At 70.1% G+C, this 25,385-nt stretch carries 23 protein-coding genes; 15 read left to right on the plus strand and 8 right to left on the minus strand.

All coding sequences use genetic code 11. From position 1 onward, the window contains the following. Window positions 1-19 precede the first annotated feature (19 nt). The 5 genes from JI742_RS10570 to pedF all read right to left on the minus strand — a co-directional run bounded on the left by JI742_RS10570 (window position 20) and on the right by pedF (window position 5,453). Complete coding sequence (locus tag JI742_RS10570; RefSeq protein ID WP_201826672.1) at window positions 20-1,408, minus strand: NAD(P)/FAD-dependent oxidoreductase; 1,389 nt, start codon at window positions 1,406-1,408, stop codon at window positions 20-22. Between the two features lie 134 nt (window positions 1,409-1,542). Next, window positions 1,543-3,390: an aldehyde ferredoxin oxidoreductase family protein gene (locus tag JI742_RS10575; RefSeq protein ID WP_201826674.1), complete on the minus strand. Its 1,848-nt coding sequence runs from the start codon at window positions 3,388-3,390 to the stop codon at window positions 1,543-1,545. 13 nt (window positions 3,391-3,403) lie between these two features. After that, a complete protein-coding gene (locus tag JI742_RS10580; RefSeq protein ID WP_201826676.1) occupies window positions 3,404-3,874 on the minus strand; it encodes a 4Fe-4S dicluster domain-containing protein in 471 nt (156 codons plus the stop codon). Between the two features lie 212 nt (window positions 3,875-4,086). Next, the gene (locus JI742_RS10585; RefSeq protein ID WP_201826678.1) at window positions 4,087-4,956 is read right to left on the minus strand and encodes a substrate-binding periplasmic protein; all 870 of its coding nucleotides are present in this window, start codon (window positions 4,954-4,956) and stop codon (window positions 4,087-4,089) included. Continuing rightward, the gene (gene pedF, locus JI742_RS10590; RefSeq protein ID WP_201827880.1) at window positions 4,956-5,453 is read right to left on the minus strand and encodes a cytochrome c-550 PedF; all 498 of its coding nucleotides are present in this window, start codon (window positions 5,451-5,453) and stop codon (window positions 4,956-4,958) included. The genes JI742_RS10585 and pedF overlap by 1 nt, the downstream gene beginning before the upstream one ends. Before the next feature lie 334 nt (window positions 5,454-5,787). Between pedF and JI742_RS10595 the strand changes: the two genes are divergently transcribed. Then, window positions 5,788-8,073 carry a sigma-54-dependent Fis family transcriptional regulator gene (locus JI742_RS10595; protein WP_201826680.1) on the plus strand — a complete coding sequence of 762 codons (2,286 nt, stop codon included), beginning with the start codon at window positions 5,788-5,790 and terminating at the stop codon, window positions 8,071-8,073. Window positions 8,074-8,113: 40 nt separating this feature from the next. Here JI742_RS10595 and JI742_RS10600 read toward each other — a convergent pair whose 3' ends face one another. Beyond that, entirely contained in the window at window positions 8,114-9,220 is a 1,107-nt protein-coding gene (locus JI742_RS10600) for an alpha/beta fold hydrolase (RefSeq protein WP_201826682.1), read from the minus strand. Between the two features lie 243 nt (window positions 9,221-9,463). On the opposite strand from JI742_RS10600, the gene pqqB reads away from it, so the two are divergent. The 13 genes from pqqB to JI742_RS10665 all read left to right on the plus strand — a co-directional run bounded on the left by pqqB (window position 9,464) and on the right by JI742_RS10665 (window position 20,406). Further along, window positions 9,464-10,396 carry a pyrroloquinoline quinone biosynthesis protein PqqB gene (pqqB, locus tag JI742_RS10605; protein WP_201826684.1) on the plus strand — a complete coding sequence of 311 codons (933 nt, stop codon included), beginning with the start codon at window positions 9,464-9,466 and terminating at the stop codon, window positions 10,394-10,396. Then, window positions 10,393-11,175, plus strand: coding sequence for a pyrroloquinoline-quinone synthase PqqC (gene pqqC / locus JI742_RS10610; protein WP_434057647.1), 783 nt, complete (start codon window positions 10,393-10,395; stop codon window positions 11,173-11,175). Before pqqB ends, pqqC begins: the two co-directional genes overlap by 4 nt. Beyond that, window positions 11,172-11,465, plus strand: a complete 294-nt coding sequence (pqqD, locus tag JI742_RS10615; RefSeq protein ID WP_201826688.1) for a pyrroloquinoline quinone biosynthesis peptide chaperone PqqD — start codon at window positions 11,172-11,174, stop codon at window positions 11,463-11,465. Before pqqC ends, pqqD begins: the two co-directional genes overlap by 4 nt. After that, window positions 11,449-12,717, plus strand: a complete 1,269-nt coding sequence (gene pqqE / locus JI742_RS10620) for a pyrroloquinoline quinone biosynthesis protein PqqE (protein ID WP_201826690.1) — start codon at window positions 11,449-11,451, stop codon at window positions 12,715-12,717. The genes pqqD and pqqE overlap by 17 nt, the downstream gene beginning before the upstream one ends. 237 nt (window positions 12,718-12,954) lie before the next feature. Next, window positions 12,955-13,668 (plus strand): ABC transporter ATP-binding protein, encoded by a 714-nt coding sequence (locus JI742_RS10625; protein ID WP_201826692.1) that lies wholly within the window; start codon window positions 12,955-12,957, stop codon window positions 13,666-13,668. A 39-nt stretch (window positions 13,669-13,707) separates the two neighbouring features. Beyond that, window positions 13,708-14,709 carry a PQQ-dependent catabolism-associated beta-propeller protein gene (locus JI742_RS10630; protein ID WP_201826694.1) on the plus strand — a complete coding sequence of 334 codons (1,002 nt, stop codon included), beginning with the start codon at window positions 13,708-13,710 and terminating at the stop codon, window positions 14,707-14,709. Between the two features lie 8 nt (window positions 14,710-14,717). Next, entirely contained in the window at window positions 14,718-15,890 is a 1,173-nt protein-coding gene (locus tag JI742_RS10635) for a type 1 periplasmic-binding domain-containing protein (protein ID WP_201826697.1), read from the plus strand. Between the two features lie 51 nt (window positions 15,891-15,941). Continuing rightward, window positions 15,942-16,817, plus strand: coding sequence for an ABC transporter permease (locus JI742_RS10640; protein WP_201826699.1), 876 nt, complete (start codon window positions 15,942-15,944; stop codon window positions 16,815-16,817). Between the two features lie 4 nt (window positions 16,818-16,821). Then, window positions 16,822-17,535: a MotA/TolQ/ExbB proton channel family protein gene (locus JI742_RS10645; RefSeq protein ID WP_201826701.1), complete on the plus strand. Its 714-nt coding sequence runs from the start codon at window positions 16,822-16,824 to the stop codon at window positions 17,533-17,535. A 1-nt stretch (window position 17,536) separates the two neighbouring features. Continuing rightward, window positions 17,537-18,139, plus strand: a complete 603-nt coding sequence (locus JI742_RS10650) for a hypothetical protein (RefSeq protein WP_201826703.1) — start codon at window positions 17,537-17,539, stop codon at window positions 18,137-18,139. A gap of 4 nt (window positions 18,140-18,143) precedes the next feature. Continuing rightward, complete coding sequence (locus JI742_RS10655; RefSeq protein WP_201826705.1) at window positions 18,144-18,653, plus strand: hypothetical protein; 510 nt, start codon at window positions 18,144-18,146, stop codon at window positions 18,651-18,653. Between the two features lie 2 nt (window positions 18,654-18,655). Next, window positions 18,656-19,414, plus strand: a complete 759-nt coding sequence (locus JI742_RS10660) for a hypothetical protein (protein WP_201826707.1) — start codon at window positions 18,656-18,658, stop codon at window positions 19,412-19,414. A 2-nt stretch (window positions 19,415-19,416) separates the two neighbouring features. Then, on the plus strand, window positions 19,417-20,406 hold the full coding sequence (locus tag JI742_RS10665) for a tripartite tricarboxylate transporter substrate binding protein (protein ID WP_201826709.1): 990 nt from the start codon (window positions 19,417-19,419) through the stop codon (window positions 20,404-20,406). A 47-nt stretch (window positions 20,407-20,453) separates the two neighbouring features. On the opposite strand, the gene JI742_RS10670 is transcribed toward JI742_RS10665, so the two are convergent. Together JI742_RS10670 and JI742_RS14145 are read right to left on the minus strand one after the other, a co-directional pair. Next, window positions 20,454-21,095 carry a response regulator transcription factor gene (locus JI742_RS10670; protein WP_201826713.1) on the minus strand — a complete coding sequence of 214 codons (642 nt, stop codon included), beginning with the start codon at window positions 21,093-21,095 and terminating at the stop codon, window positions 20,454-20,456. Beyond that, a complete protein-coding gene (locus JI742_RS14145) occupies window positions 21,092-22,702 on the minus strand; it encodes a histidine kinase (protein WP_201826715.1) in 1,611 nt (536 codons plus the stop codon). Before JI742_RS14145 ends, JI742_RS10670 begins: the two co-directional genes overlap by 4 nt. A gap of 298 nt (window positions 22,703-23,000) precedes the next feature. Here JI742_RS14145 and JI742_RS10680 point away from each other — a divergent pair, with 298 nt between their 5' ends. Then, window positions 23,001-25,334 carry a TonB-dependent receptor gene (locus tag JI742_RS10680; protein WP_201826717.1) on the plus strand — a complete coding sequence of 778 codons (2,334 nt, stop codon included), beginning with the start codon at window positions 23,001-23,003 and terminating at the stop codon, window positions 25,332-25,334. Window positions 25,335-25,385: the final 51 nt, after the last annotated feature.

Below are 25,385 nucleotides of genomic sequence, written 5' to 3' on the forward strand. Positions count from 1 at the left end.
ACGCTGCGGTCGTGCACGTTCAGTGCGGTCGGGCGGTGGCCCAGGCCGACTGCGCCTGGGCCTGGGCTAGGTAGGCTTCCATCAGGCGGGTCGGATCGGCCTTGAGCTTGGCCTTCCATTCGCCCAGGCGGATGCGGCCCTCGACCAAGCCGCGCATGACGCCCACATGGTCGGTCCAGCCGATGCTGTTGCAGCCCACCAGTCGCTCACCGGCGTCGAATTGCAGGCTCAGCAGCTTGTAGTTGGCCTCGTCGAGCAGCTCGACCTGCTCACCGCCAGGCACGCCGTCCCAGGCGCCGAAGCTGGCCGAGATCAGGCCCAGGGTGTCGAGCACATTGATCTGCGGCACGCGCTTGAGCACGGCATGGCGGCCGAGCATGTTCATGGCGGCGACGAAAGCCTGGTCGGCGGCATTGGGCTGGATGGCGCTGACGACATGGCTCTTGGTGGCCAGGTCGTAGGCGGCCGCGCAATCGCCCGCGGTGTAGACATCGGGCAGGTTGGTGCGCAGTCGTTCGTCGGCGACGATGCCGCCGTCGATCGCCAGGCCGCTGTCCTTCAGGAACGCGACATTCGGCTTGACGCCGGTGGCACTGATGACGAGGTCCACCTCCAGGGTCTGGCCGTTGGAGAGCTGGACCTGCATCGGGCCATCGGCCGGCGCCGGGGCGGCCGGGGCCGCTGCGGCGCCACCGCCGAGACCGAGGAAGCCCTTGACCTTGTCGAGCAGGCCCCCAGCCTCGGCCGGCGCGGGTGCCGCGGCGGCCGCAGCGGCCGGGCGGATGGCCTCGACGCGGGTGCTGGTGAAGACCCGCACGCCCTTCTTCTCGCACCAGGTCTTGATCATGGTGCCGGCGGTCGGGCCCATCATGCGGGGCACCATGCGGTCACCCATCTCGACGACGGTGAGCTTGACGCCGCGCAGGGCCAGCGCCTCCATGATGATGCAGCCGATGAAGCCGGCGCCCATCTGCAGCACGCGCGCGCCGGGCTGGGCCAGGGCGGCGATGGCGCGGGCGTTCTCCAGCGTCCAGCAGGGCTGCACGCCGGGCAGGTCCATGCCCGGGATGGGCGGGCGCACGGGCTGGCTGCCGGTGGCGATCAGCAGCTTGTCGTAGCCCAGGATGCTGCCGTTGTCGAGCGTGACGGTCTTGCCCGCCGCATCGACACGGACTGCGCGCTGGCGCAGCACCTGGATGTTCTGCGCGCGGAAATTGGCCTCGCTGCGGCGCAGGTAGGTGCCGTCCTCGCCGACCTTGCCGATCAGCAGATAGGGGATGGCCATGCGCGAATAGGGCGGCTCCGGCTCGTCACCGACGACGGTGATGGTGTCGTAGGGCGAGTACTTGCGGATCGTCTCGGCGGCGATCACGCCGGCCGGGCCGGCCCCGAGGATCAGGTGACGCATCGCTCGTCTCCAGGAATCAAGCGTTCAAACAAGACAAAGGGCGGATCAAGTGGCCTTGTCCGCCCTGCCCCGCTCGCGCCTTGCGGCGGGCGGGCTCTCAGCCGATGAGGCTGCGGTGAATCAAGCCCTGGGGCTCAGAGGCTGAGCCGGGCACGGGTCTCGGGCAGCGGACGGCCCTCGGTGTCCCAGCCGCGGATCGCGTAGTACTTCGGCAGCATCTCCGGCAGCTTGTTGACCAGGCCGGTGGCCGGGCCGGTCTTGGCCGGCTCGTTCAGCAGGCGCGGCGGCAGCGAGTCGTCCTTGGCGGTGAAGCCGGCCGCATTGTTGAACTCGCGCTCCATGTTCCAGATGCGCTCGCCGATCTCGTTCAGGTTGTCGAGGGTGAACTCCTCGCCGCAGGCCGCAGCGACCTGCGGCTGCACATCGGCCAAGCCCCAGGCGAAGCTGGTGAAGACGCAGATGCCGGCCGAGTCGAACACGGCGGTCGCGTCCTGGAAGGCCTTGACGAGTTCGGGCTTGCCGTCGGCCGCCAGCGGGTCGGTCTTGACCGGGATGCCCAGCACTTCCGAAGCCACGGTATAGCCGCGCAGGTGGCAGGCACCGCGGTTACTGGTCGCATAGGCCAGGCCCATGCCCTGGATGCCGCGCGAGTCGTAGGCCGGGAACTCCTGGCCCTTGACGCTCATGCTGAGTTCCGGGTGGCCGTACTTGGCGGTCAGCCGGGCCGAGCCCATGCCGATTTCCTTGCCGAAGCCGACACCCATCGCGGTCATCTCGGTGAGCTGCACCAGGGCCTCGGCCGAGCCGAAGGGTGCATCGACGCCGATCTGCTCGCGGGTCAGCGCGCCGATCTCGTACAGCTCCATCACCGCGCCGATGGTGGCACCGAAGGAGATCGGGTCCATGCCCTGCTCATTGCAAAGGGTGTTGCAGTACTGCAGGGCTTCGAGGTCGCTCACGCCGTTGGCATTGCCCAGGGCCCAGGCGGCTTCGTACTCCAGGCCGCCGGTGGCGCCCCAGTACTGCGGCTTGTTCTGCACAGAGAAGTGCGTCTGGTCGATCTTGCTGATGCGGCCGCAGGCGATGGTGCAGCCGAAGCAGGCTTGGTTGGTCACCAGTTGCGCCTTGCCGTCGCTGGCACGCGGGGTGGCCATGGCTTCGGCAGAGATGTCCTTGGCACCTTCAAACTGCACGTCACGATGGTTGCGGGTCGGCGAGGCGCCGATCTCATTGATCACGTTCATCAGCACCTGGGTGCCATAGGTCGGCAGGCCCTGGCCGGTGACCGCGTTGTCGGCCAGGATCTTCTTCTTCTCGAAGGTGGCCTTCATGAAACCCTTGGGGTCGCGGATGTTGCCGACGCCCTTGGTGCCCCGAACCGCGATGGCCTTGAGGTTCTTGCTGCCCATCACGGCTCCCACGCCCGAGCGGCCAGCCGCGCGGTGCAGGTCGTTGACGACGGCGGCATAGAGCACGCCGTTCTCGCCCGCCAGGCCGATGCTGGAGACGCGCACCAGCGGATCCTGGTGCTGCTTCTTGATGATCTCTTCGGTCTCCCAGACCGACTTGCCCCAGAGGTGCGCGGCATCGCGCAGCTCGACATGGTCGTCCTCGATCGACAGGTAGACCGGCTTGTCCGACTTGCCTTCGAAGATCAGCATGTCCCAGCCGGCGAACTTGAACTCGGCGCCCCAGTAGCCGCCCGAGTTGGAGCAGGCGATGGCGCCCGTCAGCGGGCCCTTGGTGACGACGGTGTAGCGGCCGCCGGTGGAGGCCATGGTGCCGGTCAGCGGGCCGGTGGCCCAGATCAGCTTGTTGTCGGCCGACAGCGGATCGACCTTGGGGTCGATCTCGCTGATCAGGTACTTGGACGCCAAGCCGCGCGAGCCGAGGTAGGCCTTGGCCCACTCCATCTTCAGCGGCTCGCGGCTGATGGCGCCGGTGCTCAGGTTGACGCGGAGAATCTTTCCAGCCCAGGACATTTGCGTTTACTCCTTATGCCGTCTGGTTGCCGAGCTTGTCAGCCCAGGCTTGCATCTTGTTCAGACCGGTCCAGTTGGCGTCGATGTAGGTGATGGCGCCGGTGGGGCAGGCTTCGGCGCAGGCCGGCTCGCCGCCGCACAGGTCGCATTTCTGGACCTTACCGGTTTCCTGCACGTAGTTGATCGTGCCGAAGGGGCAGGAGATCGTGCAGACCTTGCAGCCGACGCAGGTGGTCTCGTTGACAACCTTGGCGCCGGTCACGGCGTCCAGGGTGATCGCTTCCACCGGGCAGGCGTGCAGGCACCAGGCCTCGTCGCACTGGGTACAGGTGTAGGGCACCTTGCGGCCGGTGTGATGGAAATCAAAGACCTTGATGCGCGACTTGCTCGGCGCATAGGTGGCGTAGTTCTCGTAGGAACAGGCCATCTCGCACTGAAGGCAGCCGGTGCACTTCTCGGGATTGATGTGCAGTGTTTTCTGCATGGCTGGCGGGCTCCGCGGGCTATGGGGGCTGAAGTCGGGTCAGCGGTCGGGTTCGGCGCAAAACTTCAGCAGTTCACTGCCTATCTTCAGAGGGCCGCCCCCCTGCCGATAGCGCAGGTTTTCCCTTAGGGATGCTCCATGCCGCAGCATCACAAGGTGGAAAAAAGGCTCCCGAAGGAGCCCTTGGCATCGTTGGGTCGGAGAAGACCGCTTCAGACCTTGCGCCAGCTCACGCCGGACGCGCTGAAGATGGCTTGAAGCTCACCCTTGTCGGCCAGGGTGTTCATCGCAGCCTGCACCGCCTGGGCCAGCGCGGTGGCGGATTTCTTCACCGCGCAGCCGACGGCCCAGCCGTCCTTGGGCGCGCGCGGCACCGGCAGCGGCTCGATGGCGATGCCCGCTTCGCGGGACAGCACCGATTCGAGCTCGGAGGCCGCACCCGCCACGACATCGAACTCGCCGGCCTTCATGGCCCGGGCGGCGGCCACGCCGTCGGGCCAGCGCGTGACCGTCTGCGCGGCGTAGGCGCCGTTGTCCGTGCCCAGCACCAGCCAGCCGGCCAGCGACTGGCCCGCCACGGCGACGCGATGCTTGCCCAGGTCGGCCATCTGCTCCAGTTTCGGCAGCACGGCGAGGCGACGCGCCATCACGACCCGCTCCCGGTAGTAGGGGGCGAAGGCCAGCACGCCGGGGTTCTCCTGCATGAGCCGGGTGTCCACGGGCACGTGCAGCATCACGTCGGCCGGGCCGAAGCCCATGTAGTGGCCCCGGGTGACCATGTGACGCAGGTCGTCGGCCATTTCCTCGTCGGCCTGGAAGGGCAGCAGCGAGAGCTTGAAGCCCAGTTCGCGGGCGAGCGCCTGGGCGACCAGCACATCGATGCCTTCGCCCTTGACATGGAAGGGCGGCAGGTCGTTGTAGACGGCGACCGTCAGCACGCCGCGCTTGCGGATGGCTTCCAGATCACCGGGCTCGGCCCGTGCCGCCGAAGCGCCCAGGCCCAGTCCGAGGGCGGTGAACAGCCCGCGTGCCAGGGCGTCGCGTCGCCCCGGATCGCGGGGCTCGGTGATCGGCGGCTTCATCAGAGCGGCTTCTCGCGGCGCGACTCGAGGTAGGTCTTGATCGCCCAGACCGCCTCTTGCTGCAGCAGGCCCTCGAAAGGCGGCATGTAGACGGCGCCGTTGCGCACGCGGCCCTTGAGCACCACCGAGGTGTAGTACTCGTTGAACTCGATCACGCAGGCTTGCTTCTTCTTCGGATCGGTCTTGGTCGCGCATTCGGCATCAAGCTTGCGCAGGTCAGGGGCGATACCGCCAGAGACCGCTTCCAGGCCATGACAGCGGGCGCAGTTTTGGTTGTAGGCCGAGGAGCCAACGCGCAGCGCCTCTTTGTTGCCGATGTACGGGTTCTCTTGGCTCCACTTTTCGCCGAGCTTGGGCAGCGTGCTGACGTCCACCGATTGGGGCGTGACGTCACCGTGCGCTTGCACCAGACCCGAAGCCGCAAAGGCAAGGGCACCAACCACGAGGCGCAGGGCGTGCGCGGACTTTTGATTCAGGGAAAACACCAGTGTCTCCATCAAGGTGAAGCAAGAAATCGAAGCGTCGGAACGCTGTGGGGTCAGGGGTGCAAAGGGCATGCCACAAGCCCGGCGGGCGGCGCGTCGGCGCAAGGGCCTGGCGCGTCTCATGGGAGACAGGGGCTGCGAGGCCGCGGCTGGGTGAAAGGTTCAGGCCCCCCGGGCAAGTCCCGGGAGCCAAAGTCCACTGCTCCAGCTTCAACCACTTCGTGTCCGAGTTGAACAAGGGCCGCGCATCGCCTAGCATGCGCGACCGCTGCGAAGCCGCCTGGCTTGCGACGGGAACGACACACAGCGTCCTGCAAACGGCGCAAGCAGCCTGAGGAGTCCGATCATGAGCAGCAACCCACCCAGTGCTTCGGCGCTCAGCGCCAGCCGTCGGCAGCGGGAACTGCTCCAGCAGCGACCGATTGCCGCCAGCCTCGCGCTTGATGGCCAGCACCTGCATTCCATCGAAGAGTCGCACCAGCGCTGCGCCGCGCTGGGCCTGCGCCGCATCGAGTCGCCCGACTATTCGCCGCTCGGCCGCTCCGACCTGCGCCTGGTGCGCGAGCGCAACCAGCGGCTCTATGTCCATGCGGCGCCGATCATGGAACTGCTCTTCGAGCAGATCGTTCGCACCCAGAGCCTGGTGCTGCTGACCGATGCCCAGGGCACCATCCTGCACAGCATCGGCGACGACGAATTCATCGACAAGGCCTCGCGCGTGGCCCTGCAACCGGGCGTGAACTGGTCGGAATGCGCCAAGGGCACGAATGCCATCGGCACGGCCTTGATCGACGAATCGCCGACGCTCGTCCATGCCGACGAGCACTTCATGCATGCCAACCACTTCCTGACCTGCTCGGCCGCGCCCATCCTCGACCCACGCGGCAACATCCTCGGCGTGCTGGATGTGAGCAGCGACTACCACGGCTACCACCAGCACACCATGGCGCTGGTGAAGATGTCGGCGCGGATGATCGAGAACCACTGGCTGAACGAGGACTTCCGCCATGCCATGCGGCTGCACTTCCACGGCCGGCCGGAGTTCATCGGCACGCTGATGGAGGGCATCGTCGCGGTCGGTCGCGACGGCAAGATCCTCGGCGCCAACCGCAGCGCGCTCGACCTGCTGCAGATGAGCGGCGCGGCCGTGCGCATGCACAGCGTCACCAGCCTCTTCGGCACGCCGGTCGGCGCGGTTGTCGACGCCTTCCGCTCGCCCGTCGCCGGCCCCTTGCGCCTGCTGCTGCCCAATGGCCAGCCGGTGCATGTGCAGGCCCGCTGCAACTGGCCGACCTGGCATGGCGGCTGGCAGGCCGGCACCGAGACCGGCAGCCGCATGGAGCCGGTGGATGAAGTGGGCCCCGAAGGCCTCACCGCGCCCGAGCGCAAGAGCGAGGCGAGCGAAGCCGTGGTGCTGCAGGAAACCGCCCTGCGCACGGCCCGTGGCACCGGCGAGACCCTGCCCCCCGGCGCCACCGTGCCGGGTGAGGACGGCCGCGCCAGCCCCGAGGGCATGGCACGCAGCAGCCCGCCGCGCAGCCGCGGCAGCGACAGCGCGCCGGTGGCCAATCTGCGTGCCCTGCAGACGGGCGATGCGCAGATGGAGGCCGTGATCGGCAAGGTCCGACGCGTGCTCGACCGCGACATCCCCATCCTCATCCTGGGCGAGACCGGCACCGGCAAGGAGGTGCTGGCCCGCGCCATCCACCAGGACTCGGCCCGCGCCCGCCAGCCCTTCATCGCGGTGAACTGCGCCTCGATCCCCGAGACCCTGATCGAGTCCGAGCTCTTCGGCTATGCCGATGGCGCCTTCACCGGCGCGCGGCGCAAGGGTGCGGTCGGCAAGATCGTGCAGGCGCATGGCGGCACGCTCTTCCTCGACGAGATCGGCGACATGCCGCTGGCCCTGCAGGCCCGCCTGCTGCGCGTGCTGCAGGAACGGCAGGTGACGCCGCTGGGCAGCAGCAAGTCCATCGAGGTGGATGTGACCGTGATCAGCGCCACCCACCGCAACCTGCGCGAGATGATCGAGGCGCAGAGCTTCCGCGAGGACCTCTACTACCGCCTCAACGGCCTGGCCGTGAAGCTGCCGCCGCTGCGCGAGCGCAGCGACCTGCTGGCCCTGGCCCGCCTGCTTCTCCAGCGCGAGAAGGGCGGCCCGCGCGTGCCCGAGCTGGCGCCCACCGTGGTCGACCTCATGACCCGCTACCCCTGGCCCGGCAACCTGCGCCAGATGGGCAATGTGCTGCGCACCGCCGTGGTCATGGCGGGCGACGAGCCGCAGATCACGCTCGATCATCTTTCCGACGATTTCATCGAGGACGCCCGGCGCAGCCCGGCCGCGCCGGCTGGCGCAGCCGCACGGCCGGCCGCCCCGGCGCCGCTTGCCGCCCCGCAGGCTGCCGACGAGACGGACGAGGCTCCGGCCGTCCCGGGTGCAGGCGAGCCGGCGCCCGCCCTGGGCGTGCCCGGCGAAGGCGAAAGCGGCACCCTCGAAGCCATGGAGCTGCAAGTCATCCGCCAGGCCCTGGAGGCCGCGGGCGGCAACATCTCGGTGGCGAGCAAGCGCCTGGGCATCAGCCGCAACACCATCTACCGCAAGCTGCGCTGGCGCAACGGCTCGGCGACCTGAGCGGCGCGGCCGGCCCGCAGCGCGGGCGACGGCGCCAGCCTCAGGGCCGGGCCGTGGCCAGCCAGCGCCGCGCCCAGGCCTGGGCGCTGGCCTGAAGGCGCGGGGCCAGGCGCTCGTCGCCCATGCGGTGGCCGGCGCCCTCGACACGGTCCACCACCGCATCGGGCCACAAGCGCGCCAGGCCATCGACCACCGCCGGATCGCAGCAGGCATCGGCCCGGCCGCCCACGATGGCGCGCGGCCCCAGCGCCAGTACCTGCAACGCCCGCGCCTCGACCCAGGCTCCCGCGCCGGCCTGCGGCCCGCTGCACGCCCCGCCCCAGGCCTGCAAGCCGTGCAGGGCATGGATGGCCCAGGATCGCATCCGCGCCCGCTCGGCCTCGGCATCGGCGGGCGTGTCGGTCCAAAGGGCCGGATCGGCGCGCAGCTCGGGCCGGGCGTCCAGGCCGCCGGCCGCGGATTGCGCCTCGTCGAAGGCCTGCCAGACGCGGGCCAGACGCGGCTCATCCAGGCTGGCGGGCAGTTCACCGGCCGCTGCTGCGGCCGCCAGGGCGGGATCGGCCGGGGCGGCATACAAGGCCTCCAGCGCATCCACGGCAGCCGGCCCCAGGGCGGCACGGCCAGCCTCGCCCAGCCAGCGCCGCCAGGGCGCGATGTAGCGCTGCGTCTCCGCCAGACTGCCGAGGAAGGGGCTGCGCAGCCAGAGGCCGCTGACCCGCGAGGGATGGCGGGCGGCATAGGCCAGGGCCAGCCGGCAGCCCCAGGAGCCCGAGGCCAGGCCCCAGGCCGACAGGTCCAGGGCCCTGCGCAGCGCCTCCAGGTCGGCGACCAGGGCGTCCAGCGTCTGCCCCTGGCGCTCGCCCGGCGGGCGGCTGCGGCCGCAGCCACGCTGGTCGGCTGCGATCCAGCGCAGCGGCAGGCCGTCCCAGGGCGTGAGGCTGGCCGGTCGGGTCTGCCCGCCGGGCCCGCCATGCAGCAGCAGCAGGGTCGGCAAGGGCTCGGCCCCGGCCTGCCAGGCCGCCGGCGGGCCGGCCTGAACTGCCATGAACTGCCCCTCGTCCAGCGCCAGCTCGCCGGCAAGACCCAGGGAAAACCCCTGGCTATGGCCGGGATCGGGGGGCAGGAATTCGAGCTTCAGGGTGGGCATGGCTTGGCACAATCCAACGTGAGTGCGAACGACGCTGCTGCGGCCGAGTCTCGCAACCTTGACGAATCGTGGCTGCGCCCCGGCGCGACGGATTCGGACCCCCTTCAAGATCAGGTCCCGGCCGCTTGGCCAGGCTTGTCACGCACCCTGGTGCGGGCCGCAGCGAGCGCAGCCATTGTGGGGGCGACGACTCTCCGTCGCGGGCCGGACCCGGCCCCTCCCTGACCCCCACCCGACTCCCCCATGAAGATTGTTGTGCTTGGTTCCGGCGCTGGCGGCGGCAGCCCCCAGTGGAACTGCAACTGCGCGATGTGCGCCGCCCAGCGCGATGCCGCCCGCGGCATCCCCGTCCGCACCCAAAGCTCGATCGCGATCTCGCAGGACGGCGAGGACTGGATCCTGCTCAATGCCTCGCCCGACATCGGCACCCAGTTGCGCAACACGCCCGCGCTGTGGCCCAAGCAGGGCCTGCGGCACACGCCGATCAAGGCCGTCATCCTGATGGACGCGCAGATCGACCATGCCACCGGCCTGCTGAGCCTGCGCGAAGGCCCGCCCATCCACCTGCACATCACGCCCTGCGTGTTCGAGGACCTGACGACCGGCCTGCCCATCCTCAGCGTGCTGGAGCACTACTGCGGCGTGCGCTGGCACATGCTGCCGGTGGCGGGCGACCAGCGGGTCGCCGAGTTCACGGTCGACGGCTTCGACGGCCTGCGCTTGCGCGCCATCGCCATCCCGGGCAAGGCGCCGCCCTACTCGCCGCACCGGCACAACCCGACGGTCGGCGACAACATCGCCCTGTCGGTGCTGGACGAGCGCAGCGGCAAGCGCTTCTTCTATGCCCCGGGCCTGGGCGAAGTCGGCCCGCTTGAACTGGGCTGGATGAACGAGGCCGATTGCGTGATGGTCGACGGCACGCTGTGGACCAACGACGAGATGATCGTCCGCGGCCTGGGCAGCAAGACCGGCGCCGACATGGGCCACCTGCCGCAGCGCGGCAGCCCGGGGCAGCCGGGGATGATTGCCGCGCTCGACCAGGTCGAGGCCGAGCGCAAGATCCTCATCCACATCAACAACAGCAACCCCATCCTCGACGGCCAGGGGCCGGAATGCGCCGAGCTCGCCCAGCACGGCATCGAGGTGGCCTTCGACGGCATGGAGATCACGCTGTGAGCGCGAGCCTGAACCCCAACTTCCCCAACGAGGTGCCGGCCAACGACGGCCGCACGCCCTGGACCCCGGCCGAATTCGAAGCCCAGTTGCGCGCGAAGGAAGCGAAGTACCACATCTTCCACGCCTTCAACAAACGCCTGAACAGCGGCGCGCTCCAGCCCTTCCAGGTGCGCGGCTGGGTCGCCAACCGCTTTTATTACCAGGCCGCGATCCCGATGAAGGACGCCGCGATCATGGGCAACTGCCCGGACCGCGCGACCCGCCGCCGCTGGCTGGAACGCATCACCGACCACGACGGCCACGGCGATTTCAATGTCGAGGAAGGCCGCGGCGGCGGCATCGAGACCTGGACCCGCCTGGGCCTGGCCACCGGCCTGACGCGCGAGGACCTGTGGTCCTTCAAGCATGTGCAGGCCGGCACGCGCTTCGCGGTCGATGCCTACGTCAACTTCGCGCGCAAGGCGCCCTGGCAGGAGGGGATCATCTCCTCGCTGACCGAGATGTTCGCGCCCAAGATCCACGCCGACCGCCTGGCCACATGGCCCAGCGCCTACCCCTGGATCGACCAGAGCGGCCTGGGCTATTTCCGCAGCCGCATCCCGCTGGCGCAGCGCGATGTCGAGCACGGCCTGGAGGTCGCGCTCTCCTGGTGCGACACCCGGGCCAAGCAGGAGCGCGCCATCCAGATCCTGCAATTCAAGCTCGACGTGCTGTGGAGCCTGCTCGACGCGGTCGAGAAGGCCTATCCCGACGACCTGGCCGAGGAGCTTCGCCCATGAGCGCCGACACCGGTGACCGCCGCTTCGTCGTGAGCGACGAGGCCATTCCCCGCCTGCCGCACGGCTTTCGCATGCAGTTCGAGCCGGCCCAGGACAGTTGGGTGCTGCTCTACCCCGAAGGCCTGATCCAGCTCAACGGGCCGGCGGCCGAGATCCTCAAGCGCGTCGATGGCAAGACCACGGTCGCGCAACTGATCGCCGACCTCAGCGCCGCCTTCAACGGCGCCGAGCTGCGGGCCGATGTCGAACACTTCCTGAAGGAGGCGAGCAACTATGGCTGGATCGTCTGAAGCCGCCGTGGGCACCGCGCGCGACCCCCGCCTGGCCCCCGGCGCCGCCCCCGTGGCCCGCACCCTGAAGAAGGGCGGGCCGCCGATGTGGCTGCTGGCCGAGCTGACCTACCGCTGCCCGCTGCACTGCGTGTTCTGCTCCAACCCGGTGGACTACGCCGCCCATGGCCAGGAGCTGGACACCGAGACCTGGAAGCGCACCTTCCGCGAGGCCCGGGCCATGGGCTCGGTGCAGCTCGGCCTGTCGGGCGGCGAGCCGCTGCTGCGCGAGGACCTGGAGGAGCTCGTCGCCTATGCGCATGAGCTGGGCTTCTACACCAACCTCATCACCTCGGGCATCGGCCTGACCGAGAAGCGCGCCCAGGCGCTCAAGGACGCGGGGCTGGACCACATCCAGCTCAGCTTCCAGGACTCGTCCAAGGAGATGAACGACTTCCTGTCGTCCACCCGCACCTTCGACCACAAGAACAAGGTCGCCAAGATCATCAAGTCGCTCGGCTACCCCATGGTGCTGAACTGCGTGATGCATCGCTACAACCTGCCGCAGGTCGAACGCATCATCGAGATGGCCGAGGCCATGGGTGCCGAGTTCCTGGAGCTGGCCAACACCCAGTACTACGGCTGGGCCTGGCAGAACCGCGCCCAGCTCATGCCCACGCCCGACGAGCTGCGCGAGGCCGAGGCCAAGGTCAATGTCCACAAGGCGCGGCTGGCCGGCAAGATGAAGATCTTCTGGGTCTCGCCCGACTATGTGGATGCCAAGGCCAAGCCCTGCATGGCGGGCTGGGGTGCGGTCTTCCTGGTGGTCGCGCCGGACGGCACCGCCCTGCCCTGCCACAGCGCGCGGATGCTGCCGGGCTTCGACTTCCCGAACGTGAAGACGCATGACGTCGCCCACATCTGGCGCGACAGCGATGCCTTCAACCGCTACCGCGGCACCGACTGGATGAGCGAGACCTGCCAGAGCTGCGACCAGAAGGAAATCGACCACGGCGGCTGCCGCTGCCAGGCCTTCCTGGTGACCGGCTCGGCCGAGGCCACCGACCCGGTTTGCCCCCAGAGCCCGGATCGCGGCCTGATCGACGAGGCCCTGCGCGCGGCCGTGGCCCAGGCCGAGGCTGGTGCGCCGGGCAGCACCCATGCGCTGAAATTCGTGCCCAATGCGGCGCGCGGCGGCGAGATGTTCTACCGCACCGACGCCAACTCGGCCGACCTGGTCGCCCGCGGCGCCGTGGGCCGCCTCACCGCCTGAGCCGCCGCGAGGCGGGGCCGCGCGCCGGCATCGGATTGAACCTGGGGCAAGCCCCAGGGCTCACACCTTGCCGCGCGACGCCGGGCCTGCGGGCCGCCCCCGGGTGTGCAAGCCCGGGGGATCGCGCTTATCCTCGCCCGCGCTCCGTGCCGGGACACCGTCCCGCCCTGTGGCGGCCCCCTGCCCGACCCTGCCTTCCATGAAACCGCTGCACCGAGACCCACGACGAGGCCCCGCATGCTGAGCATCCGCGGACTGACCAAACGCTACGGCGAGCGCACCGCGCTCGACAAGCTGAACCTGGAGATCGCGCCGGGCAGCTTCACCGTGCTACTCGGCCCCAATGGCGCGGGCAAGTCCACCTTGTTCCAGGTGCTGACCGGCCTGTTCGCGGCCGATGAGGGCGAGGTCACGGTGGCCGGCTTCTCGCACCGCAGCGAGCCGGCGGCCGCGCTGCGCTCGCTGGGCGTGGTCTTCCAGCAGATGTCGCTGGACCTGGACCTGTCGATCCGCCGCAACCTCTCGCTGCAAGCCGATCTGCACGGCCTGCCGCGCAAGGTGGCGGCCGAGCGCATCGTCGAAGGCTGCCGCCGCCTGAATGTGGATGTGGACCTGGACCGCAAGGTGCGCGAGCTGTCCGGCGGCAACCGCCGCAAGGTCGAGCTGGTGCGCGCCGGCCTGCACCGGCCGCAGGTGCTGCTGATGGACGAGGCCACGGTGGGCCTGGACCCCAAGTCGCGCCGCGACCTGCTCGCCGCCCTGCACGAGGATGTGGCTACCCGCGGCTGCAGCGTGCTGTGGGCCACCCACTGGGTGGAGGAAGCCGAGCAGGCCGACCGCGTCGTCGTGCTGCACAAGGGCAAGCTGCTCGCCGATGGCAGTCGGGAAGAAGTCACGCGGGCTTTGGGCGAACCTAGCCTGGAGCAGGGCTTCATTGCCCGCACCACCTGAGGTGGTCCGCGGCCCGCACCGGGCCTGCCCCTTTCCCCGATGCCAGGAGATCCCCGCATGAGCCCCCGCCCCTCCCCCTTCCTTCGCTGCGCCCTCGCCACCCTGCTGCTGAGCGGCGCGCTCGGCGCCGCGCAGGCGCAGACCGCCTATGTGTCCAGCGAGAAGGACAACGCGCTGACCCTGATCGACCTCAAGACCCTGACCGTCAAGGGCACCCTTGCCACTTGCAAGCGCGCCCGCCACTTGCAGATGCTGCCGGGCGGCAAGCAGCTCATGGTGGCTTGCACCGATTCCAATGCGGCCGACGTGATCGACCTGGCCAGCGGCAAGTCGGTGCGCCGGGTGCCCCTGGGCGATGAGCCCGAGGCCTTCGACCTCTCGCCCGACGGCAAGACGATCTATGTGTCCAACGAGGACGAGGGCGAGGCCAGCTTCATCGACGCGGCCACCGGCAAGGTGCTGAAGAAGGTCAAGGTCGGCGAGGAGCCCGAGGGCGTCAAGGTCAGCGCCGACGGCAAGACGCTCTACATCACCTCCGAGGTCGCCAGCCTGGTCCATGTGATCGACACCGCCACCGGCAAGGTGGTCAAGAACGTCAAGGTCGGCCAGCGGCCGCGGCGCTTCGCGCTGACGCCCGACGGCAAGGAGCTGTGGGTCACCAACGAGCTGGACGCGACCGTCTCCATCCTCTCGACCGCCGACCACACGGTGATCGGCACGATCAAGTTCGAGGTCAAGGGCGCCCGCGCCGAGGACATCTCGCCCGTCGGCATCACCATGACCCGCGACGGCAAGCGCGCCTATGTCGCGCTCGGCAAGGCCAACCATGTGGCCTTCGTCGACGTGGCGGGCCGCAAGGTCACGCAGATCACCCTGGTCGGCAAGCGGGCCTGGAATGTGGCGCTGGACAAGGCCGAGGCACGGCTCTTCGTCGTCAACGGCCTGAGCGACGACCTGACCGTGATCGACACCCAGAGCGGCAAGGCCCTCAAGACCGTGCCGGTCGGCCGCGTGCCCTATGGCGTGGTGATCGCGGAATGAGGCCGGCCATGCGACTGCCCACCCTGCGACCGGCCGCCCTCGGTGCGGCCCTGCTGCTGGCCGCGCTCGGCGCCCAGGCCGCCACCCTCAAGGCCGCGCTGCTGAGCCGCGAGGACGATCCGCGCCTGGAGCGTTCGCGCGCCGAGCGCGCCTACCTCGGCCACCCCACCGGCTTGCCCGAGGACGGCGTGCGCCTGGCGCTGGAGGAAGGCGGCTTCGAGCTGGAAGCCGTCGGCGCCAAGGTGGAGCTCGACAGCCGCGCCGTGGCCGACCTGGCCGCGGCCCGCGCCGCCGCCCTGGCCGCCGAGAAGGCCGGCGCGGCGGTGATCGTCGCCGAGCTGCCGGCCGACTGGCTGCTGGCCGTGGCCGATGCGGTCAAGGTGCCGGTGCTCAACATCGGCGCGGCCGAGGACCGCCTGCGCGCGGCCGACTGCCGCGCCCGGCTCTTCCACCTGCTGCCCAGCGAGCGCATGCGCGCCGACGCCCTGGCCCAGGGCCTGTTGCAGCGCAAGTGGCAGAAGGTGCTGGTGCTGGCCGGTTCCAGCCCGGCCGATCAGGCCCGGCTGACGGTGGTGCAGGCGGCGATGAAGCGCTACGGCCTGCAGCCGGTGGGCGCAGTCAAGCCCTTCAAGCTCTCGGGCGATCCGCGCGAGCGCGACCTGGCCAACCCGCTGCTGCTGACCGCCGGCGCCCAGTACGACGCGGTCTGGGTGGTCGACAGCGACGGCGAATTCGCCCGCAGCCTGCCCTATCGCACGGTGCTGCCGCGGCCGGTGGTGGGCGATGCCGGCCTGGTCGCCGTGGGCTGGCATGCACAGTTCGAGCGCTTCGGCGCGCCGCAGGTCTCGCGCCGCTTCGCCAAGGCCGCCAAGCGGCCGATGACGGCCCACGACTGGACCGGCTGGATGGCCGGCAAAGCCCTGGTGGCCCTGGCCGCCGCCCAGCCCAAGGGCAATGCCGCGGCCTGGGCTGCGGCCCTGCCCAAGCTGGCCCTGGACGGCAGCAAGGGCGTGAGCATGAGCTTCCGCCCCTGGGACGGCCAACTGCGCCAGCCGCTGCTGCTGACTGACGGCCAGGGCGTGATCTCGCAGGCCCCGGTCGAAGGCATCCTGCATCCGGTCAATGTGCTCGACACGCTCGGCGCCGATGCGCCCGAGAAGCTCTGCAAGACCCCGCGCTGAGCCGGGCCTGCCGCGTCCGATTTCCCACCGATTCCGTAGCCCGAGCCTGCAATGACTGCTGCCGTCCCCTCAACCCCGCCCGATGCCCGCCGGGCCGGCGACCCGCTGGTGCGGCGCGGCCTGCCGCATGCCTTGCAAGCCCTGCAGGCCATCGTCACCCGCGAGGTGCTGAAGTTCATGCAGCAGACTGGCCGCCTGGTCTCGGCCCTGGTGCGGCCGCTGCTGTGGCTGGCGGTGTTCGCGGCGGGCTTCCGCAATGTCTTCGGCGTGGCCATCGTCGAGCCCTACGACACCTACATCCCCTACGACGTCTACATCGCGCCCGGGCTGATCGGCATGGTGCTGCTGTTCAACGGCATGCAGAGCAGCTTGGCCATGGTCTACGACCGCGAGATGGGCCTGATGCGCCTGCTGCTGACGGCCCCGCTGCCGCGGCCCTGGCTGCTGTTCTGCAAGCTGGCGGCCACGGCCCTGCTCTCGCTGCTTCAGGCGGTGGCCTTCGTGATCGTCGCCTGGCTGATCGGCACCGAGCTGCCGCTGCTGGGCTGGCACGGCCTGCATGCCCTGCTGGCTGCGCTGTCGGCCGCGCTGATGCTGGGTGCGCTGGGCCTGCTGCTGTCGGTGCACATCAAGCAACTGGAGAACTTCGCGGGCACGATGAACTTCGTCATCTTCCCGATGTACTTCCTCTCCACCGCGCTCTATCCGCTGTGGAAGTTGCAGGAATCGGGCGCCGAGTGGGTCTACCAGATCGCGCGCTTCAACCCCTTCACGCATGCGGTGGAGTGGATCCGCTTCGCGCTCTACGACAAGGACCCGGGCTTCGCGCCCTTCGTCGTGCTGGGCTGCACCCTCGTCTTCTTCACGCTGGCCTGCTGGGGCTACGACCCGCAGCGCGGTTTCGGCCAACTCACCAAGCGAGGCTGAGGCCATGCTGCGTCATCTGAGCGCCCTGGGGCGGAGCGTGTTCGCGCCCGGCCTGTCTGCCGCCGATGCGGCCGCCCCGGCCCCCGGCCGCGCCCAGCGCCTGCTGCCCCGCCCGGGCGGCACGCCGCTGGAGCGGCGCCTGAACCGCCTGGCCTGGGGCTGGTGGGTGCTGGCGGGCGTGCTGGTCTTCGTCGGCTGGTGGGTCAAGCATCGCGGCCTGCTGGCCGAGCTGCACCGCGGCGACCCGAGCGGCATCAGCCTGGGCATCCTGGCGCTGACGGTGATCGTCAGCGTCTGGGCCGGCCTGCGCATGCACCGCCTCGCCGCCGAGGCCAGGCCCGACAGCCCCTGGCGCCTGGCCTACCGCGCCGACCGGGCCGAGCAAGTGCCCGAGACCTCGCAACGCCTGGCCGAGCGCACCCACGGCCCGCACGAGACCGCCTGGTGGTTCGCCTCGGCGGCGATCAAGCTGGGCCTGCTCGGCACGGTGGTGGGCTTCATCATCATGGCCACCCAGATCGCGAACTCCAAGGTCTTCGAGCTGGCCGAGATCCAGGCCCTGCTGCAGCAGATGACGGCGGGCATGGCGATCGCGCTCTACACCACCCTGGTCGGCCTGATCGCCAACCTGTGGATGGGCTTCCTGCTGCTGGTGCTCGACCGCTCGGCCGACGCCCTGGCGGCCGACATCCTGCGCGAGCCGGGCCGGGAGACTTGACATGGCCCTGCTGCGCAAGCGTCGCCAGGACGACATCGACCCCTTCAGCGACCTGCTCTTCAACACCCTGCTGGCCTTCGTGATGCTGTTCGCGATCGCGCTGATCGCGATGAACCCGAAGGCCAAGACCGGGGTGATCGATGCCAAGGCCGAGTTCATCATCACCGTCACCTGGCCCGACCTGAACCCCAATGACATCGACACTTGGGTGCAGGACCCCGGCCAGAACCTGATCTGGTTCCGCCAGCGCGAGGGCGGGATGATGCACCTGGACCGCGACGACCGCGGCCTGGCCAACGACACGCTGATCGTCAACGGCCAGCAGATCGTCAACCCGCTGAACCAAGAGGTGGTGACGGTTCGCGGCTTCGCCCCTGGCGAGTACACGGTCAACCTCTTCTACTACGAGAGCAAGAACAGCGACCCCGTCGAGGTGACGGTGTCGGTGGTCAAGGTGAACCCGCGCGCCGAGGTGGTTTTCTATGGCACCACCCAGCTCGCCCGCAAGGGCGACGAGGTCACGGCGGTGCGCTTCACCGTGGCGGGTGACGGCCGCGTCACCGGGGTGAACACCCTGCCGAAGTCCCTGGTCCAACGCATCTGAGCCCATGAGCAACCTGCCCGCCGACAGCAACAGCCTGCTCTGGGCCTATGTCGCCCTGGCTGCCCTGGCCGCCCTGGCCCTGGTCGCCTCCAACTGGCCCAAGTGGGGCAAGGCCCTGCTGGTGCTGGGCGTGACCGGCCTGTACTTCTTCGCCCACCAGGTGCTGCTCGATGTCTGGGGCTGGCCCAGCCGCGAGGCCATGCCCGAGCGCTTCGTGCTGCTGGCCACCGTGATCGAGGAGCCCAGCCCCAAGACCGCCGGTGCGCTCTATGTGTGGGTCAATGCCCTGGAAGACGGCAAGCCGGTGGCCGAGCCGCGCGCCTTCAAGCTGCCCTACAGCAAGGAGATGCACAGCGACCTGAGCGAGGCGATGAAGAAGGTCCGCCAGGGCGTGAGCCAGATGGGCACGACCAGCACCAAGGCCGGCAGCGGCACCTCCTGGCTGCGGCCGGGCGGCGAGGTGCTGGACGTGAAGATCCGCGACATGCCCGTGCCGCAGTTGCCGGAGAAGTGAGCATGCCGCGCCATCCGCTCCGCCGCCTGTCCGGCGCCCTGCCCCGCCTGCTGGCCCCGCTGGCCGCCCTGCTGCTGCTTGCGGCCTGCCAGCCCTCGGTGCCGCGCGGCAGCGAGCTCTTCCCGCTCGACGCCGGCCGGGTCTGGACCTACCGCGTCATCACCGAGCGCGAGGACGAGAGCCGCGAGGTCGAGACCCTCACCCTGCGCACCCTGGGCCCGGAGATGCTCGACGATGTCGCCGCCCGCAAGCCCGGCGAGGCCTGGCGGCGGCGCAGCGACAGCGGCGTCGACTACTGGCTGCGCAGCGATGCGTCCGGCATCTACCGCGTCGCCTCCAAGAGCGACTTGCAGGCCGAGCCCCAGCCCGATGCCCAGCCGCGCTATGTGCTCAAGCAGCCCTATGCCGAGGGCACGAACTGGACGGGCGAGACCACGCCCTACCTGCTGGTGCGCACCCAGGACTGGCCGCGCGAGATCCGCCATGTCCACCCGCAACTGCCCATCACCTACGCCATCGTCGCCACCGCGGTCGAGGTCAAGGTCAACGGCAAGGTCTACAGCGACTGCCTGAAGGTCGAGGGCCGGGGCGCGCTGCATCTCTTCGTCGACCCGGTGGTGGGCTTCCGCGACGTGCCCGTGCTGCAACGCGAGTGGTTCTGCCCCGGCAGCGGCCTGGTGCGGCTGGAGCGCGAGGAACTCACGGGCTCGCGCTACACCTACGGGGGTCGTCTCCTGATGGAACTGATCGAGGAAACCTGAGGATGAGTCCGAAACCGATCCGCCGGCGCCACTGCCTGGCCGCCGGCGCGGGCCTGCTGCTGGCGGGCACCTGGCCGGCCGGCCTGCGGGCGGAAAGCTTTCCGTCGCGGCCCCTGACCCTGCTGGTGCCCTGGCCGGCCGGCGGCGGCACCGACCTGAGCATGCGCATCCTGGCGGAAGCCGCCGGCCAGCACCTGCGCCAGAAGGTCAACATCGAGAACCGCGCGGGCGCCGGCGGCACCCTGGCCATGCCGGCGCTGCAAACCGCTCAGCCCGACGGCTACACCCTCGCCCAGTTGCCGCAGACGGTCTTCCGCGCCCCGCACACGCAGCGCGTGCTGTGGGACCCGCTGCGCGACACCACGCCCATCCTGCAGCTCAGCGGCACCACCTTCGGCATGGTGGTGGCCACCGACAGCCCGCTCCAGTCGGTCGAGGATGTGTTCGAGGCCGCGCGCCAGCGCCCCGGCGAGATGACGGTGGCGAGCAATGGCGTGGGCACCACGCCGCACCTGGTCATCGACGAGCTGATGCAGCAGCGCTTCCTGCGCTACACCCATGTGCCCTACAAGGGCGCGTCGGAGCAGGCGCTGGCGGTGGTCTCGGGCCAGGTCAAGGTGGGCGTGGGCTCGACCGGCTTCGGCAGCTTCATCGACCAGGGCCGGCTGCGGCTGCTGGCCACCTTCGGCGCCAAGCGCAGCAAGCGTTGGCCGAATGTGCCCACCCTCAAGGAGCTGGGCCACAACATCGTCGCGACTTCGCCCTACGGCCTGGCCGGGCCGCGCGGCGTGCCCGAGCCCATCGTCCGCATCCTGCACGACGCCTTCCGCGCCGCCATGCTGGAGCCAGCCTACATCGCCGAGCTGGCCAAGTTCGACCAGGAACTGGTCTACCTGGGCAGCAAGGACTACGCCCAGGCCATGCGCGAGACCTATGCCGAGGAAAAGCGCGTGGTCGAGCGCCTCGGCCTGGGCCGCGCCAACGGCGGCTGAGGCTCAGGGCCTGAGCCCGGCCCCGGCGCCCTGCCGGTGGCCGGGGCTCACAGCTCCATCAGGCGATGCTGGCGCGCGTAGTGCAGCAGCTCGATGGCCGTGCCCACGCCCAGCTTCTGGCGGATCAGGGTCTGGTAATTGGCCACCGTCTTGGCGCTGAGGTGCAGCAGGCCGGCGATCTCGTCGACGCCGCGGCCGGCCAGCAGGTGCTGGAGCACATCGAATTCGCGCGGCGAGAGGCGCTCATGCGGCGGGCCGTCGCGCTCGGCCTGCTCGGCACTGCGCGGCCAGACTCCCTCGCCGCGGCCGCTGCGGCGCACGGCATCGATCAGCACCTCGGGTTCGCTGCTCTTGGTGACGAAGCCGCGGGCACCGGCTTGGCGGCACTGGCTGAGCATGGCCGCGCCGTCATGCATGGTGAAGATCAGCACATGCAGGGCCGGCAGGCGCTGGCCCAGGCGACGCAGGATCTCCAGGCCGCTGCGGCCCGGCATCGACAGGTCCAGCACCAGCAGGTCGGCCGGGCAGGGCTGGGTCTGGGTGAGGGCGAAATAGGCGGACTCGGCATCGCCGTACTCGGCGACGACCTGGATGTCGGGCTCAAGCTCAAGCAGGCGGCGGTAGCCCGCCCGCACCACGGCGTGGTCGTCGGCCAGGGCCACGCGCAGGCTGCGCACCGGTTGGATCATGAAAGCTTCTCCAGCAGTTCGGCGGTTTCGGGGGGGCCGTCTCGAAGGGGGGCAAGGGTTTCGCCGCCCCCGGGCAGGTCCAGCAGCAAGCGGGTGGCCAGGCGCCAGCCTCGGCCCTCGCTGCCCGGGCCCCATTGCAGCTCGGCGCCCAGGGCCCACAGCCGCTCGCGCAGGCCAGCGAGGCCAGTGCCGTGCTGCAGGGCGGCGGCGGGGTCGGCGACGCCGCGGCCGTCATCCTCGACCGACCAGCGCAGCGCCATGGGCCGGCGCGCCGTCCAGGCCCGGTCGCCGGGGGCGATCACATCCAGGGCCGGCTCGACGGCCGCCGTTTCCAGGGTCAGGCAGAGCCGCACCTGACGGGCCTGGGCATGGCGGGCGACATTGGTCAGGGCTTCCTGGCTGATGCGGTAGAGCGCCAGCAGCACGGCACGCGGCAGCATCAGGCCGGCCGCCTCGGCGCGGTGCCATTCGCGCTCGCTGCCCTCGGGGCGGCGCAGGCGCAGGTCCAGGTGCACTTGCAGGCCGTGGCTGGGCGCGCTGTTCCAGCCGCGCACCAGGGCGCGCAGCAGCTCGTGCAGGCGGACGGCGGTCTCGTCGCGGCCGGCCTGGTCGGCCAGGGGGCCCAGGGGTCGCAGCTCGGCCAGCAGGGCGCGGGTGTCCTGGTGGATCAGGCGGCATTGCTCGCTCATGCCCTCCACCACGCTGCGCAGGGCCGAGCCTTCGTCCAGCCGGCGCAGCAGCCAGGCGGCATCGGCGCGCAGCGCGGTCAGACGCTGGCCGAACTCGTCATGCAGCTCGCGGGCCAGGCGGGCGCGCTCATCTTCTTGCAGGCTGAAGATCTGCTGGGCCAGCACGCGCCGCGCGGCCTGGGCCTCGTCGAGCGAGGCCGACAGGCGGCGCAGGGCCTCGGCCACCGCGTCCAGCTCGCGCACCGGCATGCGCGGCAGGCGCAGGATGGCGCTGCTCTGGCCATGCTCCAGGCCGGCGATGGCATCGAGCAGCGATTGCAAGGGCCGCAGCGCCCGCCGCAAGTTGATGTGCATGACGGCCAGGGTGCCGGCGCAGGCCAGCACCAGCATGCCGAACATGTCGAGCCAGTTGCTCAGGGCCTCGCGCTGCTCGCGTTCGGGCGAGACGCGCAGCAGCACCAGCCAGGCCCGGCCGTCGGGGCGCGGCAGGCTCCAGCGCAGGTCCTCGGGCAGCGGCGGCGGGAAGAGGCGCTGGTTCAGCGCCAGCAGCAACTGCATGCTGGCCGAAGGCTCGGGCAGCGGCTGCGGGCCGACGAGCTGCTGGCCCTGGGCATCGAGGATCTGCATCGACCAATGCCGCGCCGCCGGCGTGGCCTGCAGGGCGCGCAGGCGCAGCAGGGCGCGCTCGTCATCGTCGAGCGAGAGCGTGGACAGGGTCTGGCTGAGCAGCGCCGTCTGCGCCGCGTCCTGCAGCTCCGTGCGGGTGTCGCCCTGGGCGCGCCACAGGCCGAGCAGCAGGGCCGCGACCAGGCAGGCCGAGGCCAGCAGGCCGGCGCGGCGCATGACCAGGCGGGGCAGGTCCAGCGGCGCGGCAGGCCGGGTCGAGGCGGAGGGGGCAGGGGCGGACGGAGGCGGCACGAAAGGTCCGGCGACGGGAGACATCCGGGCGACCGGCGGGCCGCGAGCTTACGACGCGGCCGGGACCGCTCCGGGGCGATGAAGCCGCTCCGGCCCCCTGCCGGACGGCCTTCTAGGGGCAAGCCCCAAGGGCCGCCGGAGTGGGTCAGGATTTATTCCCGGGAAAACATCCCAACGACCTCGGGATGATCTCGATTCGTTGCACTTGCCACGCTCGGCGACTTGCTCGCGAGATCAAGCGACCGATGATGGTCGGGCCCTGCAGACGGCCGACCCATGTTCCCGAACCGGATTTCCCATGCCCAAGACTGTGTCCCGCCCCCCGGCCCACCGGCCCCGCCTCAAGCCCCTGAGCGCCCTGCTGCGCGGCCTGCTTCTCGGCGCCCCCGGCCTGGCGCTGCCTGCCCTGGCCCAGCAGGCGCCGGCCGGCGCGCAACTGCCCGGCGTCGAGATCATCGGCACCAGCCCGCTGCCCGGCCAGGGCATCGACCGCGACCTGCTGCCCTACTCGACCCAGATCCTCAAGCGCGAGCAGGCCGACCGCGCGCAGCCAACGAACCTCGGCGACTTCCTGAACCGCACGACCGCCGGCGTGCAGGTCAATGACATCCAGGGCAGTCCCTACCAGGGCGACCTGACCTTCCGTGGCTTCCGCGCCTCGCCGCTGCTCGGCGCCGGACAGGGCCTGTCGGTCTACCTCGACGGCGTGCGCATCAACGAGCCCTTCGGCGATGTCGTCAACTTCGATCTCATCCCCGAGTTCGCGGTGCGCACCATCGGCCTGGTACCGGGTGCGAATCCGGCCTTCGGCCTCAACAGCCTGGGCGGCGCCCTGAGCTACACCACCCACGACGGCCGCAGCGCGCCGGGCGCACGGGCCGAGCTGTCCTACGGCAGCTTCGCCCGTAAGAAGATCGGCGTGTCCTACGGCCTGAGCGACGACAGCGGCTGGCACAGCTACATCGCCGCCAGCGCCTTCGACGAGAAGGGCTGGCGCGACCATTCCGACGGCACGCTCGGCAATGTGCTGGCCAAGGTCGGCCACGACAACGGCACGTCGGACTGGACGGTCTCGCTGCTGGCCGGCCGCAGCAAGCTGGTGGGCAACGGCCTGCTTCCGGCCTTCGAGGTCGACGACGACGCGCTGGAGAAGGACCTGTACTTCGAGCGCCGTGGCGCCGTCTACACCCATCCCGACGAGACCAAGAACCGCCTGCTGCAAGTCGCCATCAATGCCAACCATGCGATCGACGCGAAGACCACGCTGTCGAGCCTGCTCTATGTGCGCGATTCCAAGCGCGACACGGTCAACGGCGACGAGGCCGAGGAAGATCCCGTCAACCCCGGCGATCCGACCGGCTCCTTCAACACCAGCCTGACCGAACAGACCAGCGTCGGCGGCGGCTTGCGCCTGGCCTCGACGAGCGGCGCGCACCAGTGGCAGGTCGGCGCCCAGTTCGAGGCCAGCCGCACCCGCTACGCCCAGTTCGAGCAGGAAGGCATGCTCGACGACAGCCGCGGCGTCGTGCCCATCGCGGGCGAGGAGCGCGAGCTCAGCGCCCGGGTGCGCGGCCGGGCCAGCTCCATCGGCCTGTATGCCAGCGACACCTATGCCCTGGGTGCCCGCACCCATGTCACCGGCACCCTGCGCTACAACCGCAGCCGGGTGAGCAACAGCCTGACCACGCGCGACGACGACACCGACATCGTCGAGGTCAAGCCCAAGGAGACCTTCACCTACAACAGCCTGAACCCGGCCCTGGGCATTGCCCACAAGCTGGCCGGCGGCCCCACCCTGTTCGCCAACTTGGCGCGCAACACTCGGGTGCCGACGGTGATCGAGCTGGGCTGCGCCGACCCGGACGAGCCTTGCCGCCTGCCGGCCGGCCTGCAGGCCGACCCCTTCCTGGAGCAGGTCAAGTCGACCACGCTGGAGTTCGGCTTCCGCTGGCCGCTGAGCCGCGACACGCGGCTGAACCTGGCCGTCTTCCGCACCGACAACCGCGACGACATCCTCTTTCGCACCGCCCAGCGCATGGGCTTCGGCTACTTCGAGAACTTCGACAAGACCCGCAACCAGGGCCTGGATGCCGAGATCAGCAGCCGCTTCGGCGCCGTCGACCTGAGCGCGAGCTACAGCTACCTCAAGGCCACCTACGAAGCCCGCGACAACATCCAGCAGGGCGAGCGCAGCGTGACCGTGACGCCGGGCACCCGCATCGCCGGCCTGCCCAAGCACACCTTCAAGGTGGCTGCCGACTGGGCCGTGGGCCAGGGCTGGACGATCGGGGCCGATGCCGTGCTGCTGTCTTCGCGCACCGTCTCGGGCAATGAGGACGGGCTGCTGGAGGACGACGATGGCGATCCCGCGACCGACCCGGAAGCTCGCCGCCTGAAGGTCGGCGGCTATGCCATCTTCAACCTGCGCACCCAGTGGCGCTTCAAGCAGGACTGGACCTTCTACGCCAACGTCGCCAACGTCTTCGACCGCCGCTACGAAAACTTCGGCGCGCTGGGCGAGACCATCTTCGACCCGCAGGGCGGCAATGCCTATGCCGACGAGCGCGATGCGCTCTTCGTCGCGCCCGGCACGCCGCGCAGCTTCACCATGGGCCTGCGCTACCGCTTCTGAAGCTGCGCCCGCAGGGGCGCAAGGGCTTCACGCACAAGGGGTCGGCCTGGG

It is taken from the genome of Piscinibacter lacus (genome assembly GCF_016735685.1).
GTDB lineage: Bacteria > Pseudomonadota > Gammaproteobacteria > Burkholderiales > Burkholderiaceae_C > Aquariibacter > Aquariibacter lacus.

Excerpts from the sequence above, each read along its gene's own strand:
- JI742_RS10570 (WP_201826672.1), bottom strand. The coding sequence starts at position 1,408 with ATGCGTCACCTGATCCTCGGGGCCGGCCCGGCCGGCGTGATCGCCGCC.
- JI742_RS10575 (WP_201826674.1), bottom strand. The coding sequence starts at position 3,390 with ATGTCCTGGGCTGGAAAGATTCTCCGCGTCAACCTGAGCACCGGCGCC.
- JI742_RS10580 (WP_201826676.1), bottom strand. The coding sequence starts at position 3,874 with ATGCAGAAAACACTGCACATCAATCCCGAGAAGTGCACCGGCTGCCTT.
- JI742_RS10585 (WP_201826678.1), bottom strand. The coding sequence starts at position 4,956 with ATGAAGCCGCCGATCACCGAGCCCCGCGATCCGGGGCGACGCGACGCC.
- pedF (WP_201827880.1), bottom strand. The coding sequence starts at position 5,453 with ATGGAGACACTGGTGTTTTCCCTGAATCAAAAGTCCGCGCACGCCCTG.
- JI742_RS10595 (WP_201826680.1), top strand. The coding sequence starts at position 5,788 with ATGAGCAGCAACCCACCCAGTGCTTCGGCGCTCAGCGCCAGCCGTCGG.
- JI742_RS10600 (WP_201826682.1), bottom strand. The coding sequence starts at position 9,220 with ATGCCCACCCTGAAGCTCGAATTCCTGCCCCCCGATCCCGGCCATAGC.
- pqqB (WP_201826684.1), top strand. The coding sequence starts at position 9,464 with ATGAAGATTGTTGTGCTTGGTTCCGGCGCTGGCGGCGGCAGCCCCCAG.
- pqqD (WP_201826688.1), top strand. The coding sequence starts at position 11,172 with ATGAGCGCCGACACCGGTGACCGCCGCTTCGTCGTGAGCGACGAGGCC.
- pqqE (WP_201826690.1), top strand. The coding sequence starts at position 11,449 with ATGGCTGGATCGTCTGAAGCCGCCGTGGGCACCGCGCGCGACCCCCGC.
- JI742_RS10625 (WP_201826692.1), top strand. The coding sequence starts at position 12,955 with ATGCTGAGCATCCGCGGACTGACCAAACGCTACGGCGAGCGCACCGCG.
- JI742_RS10630 (WP_201826694.1), top strand. The coding sequence starts at position 13,708 with ATGCCAGGAGATCCCCGCATGAGCCCCCGCCCCTCCCCCTTCCTTCGC.
- JI742_RS10635 (WP_201826697.1), top strand. The coding sequence starts at position 14,718 with ATGCGACTGCCCACCCTGCGACCGGCCGCCCTCGGTGCGGCCCTGCTG.
- JI742_RS10640 (WP_201826699.1), top strand. The coding sequence starts at position 15,942 with ATGACTGCTGCCGTCCCCTCAACCCCGCCCGATGCCCGCCGGGCCGGC.
- JI742_RS10645 (WP_201826701.1), top strand. The coding sequence starts at position 16,822 with ATGCTGCGTCATCTGAGCGCCCTGGGGCGGAGCGTGTTCGCGCCCGGC.
- JI742_RS10650 (WP_201826703.1), top strand. The coding sequence starts at position 17,537 with ATGGCCCTGCTGCGCAAGCGTCGCCAGGACGACATCGACCCCTTCAGC.
- JI742_RS10655 (WP_201826705.1), top strand. The coding sequence starts at position 18,144 with ATGAGCAACCTGCCCGCCGACAGCAACAGCCTGCTCTGGGCCTATGTC.
- JI742_RS10660 (WP_201826707.1), top strand. The coding sequence starts at position 18,656 with ATGCCGCGCCATCCGCTCCGCCGCCTGTCCGGCGCCCTGCCCCGCCTG.
- JI742_RS10665 (WP_201826709.1), top strand. The coding sequence starts at position 19,417 with ATGAGTCCGAAACCGATCCGCCGGCGCCACTGCCTGGCCGCCGGCGCG.
- JI742_RS10670 (WP_201826713.1), bottom strand. The coding sequence starts at position 21,095 with ATGATCCAACCGGTGCGCAGCCTGCGCGTGGCCCTGGCCGACGACCAC.
- JI742_RS10680 (WP_201826717.1), top strand. The coding sequence starts at position 23,001 with ATGCCCAAGACTGTGTCCCGCCCCCCGGCCCACCGGCCCCGCCTCAAG.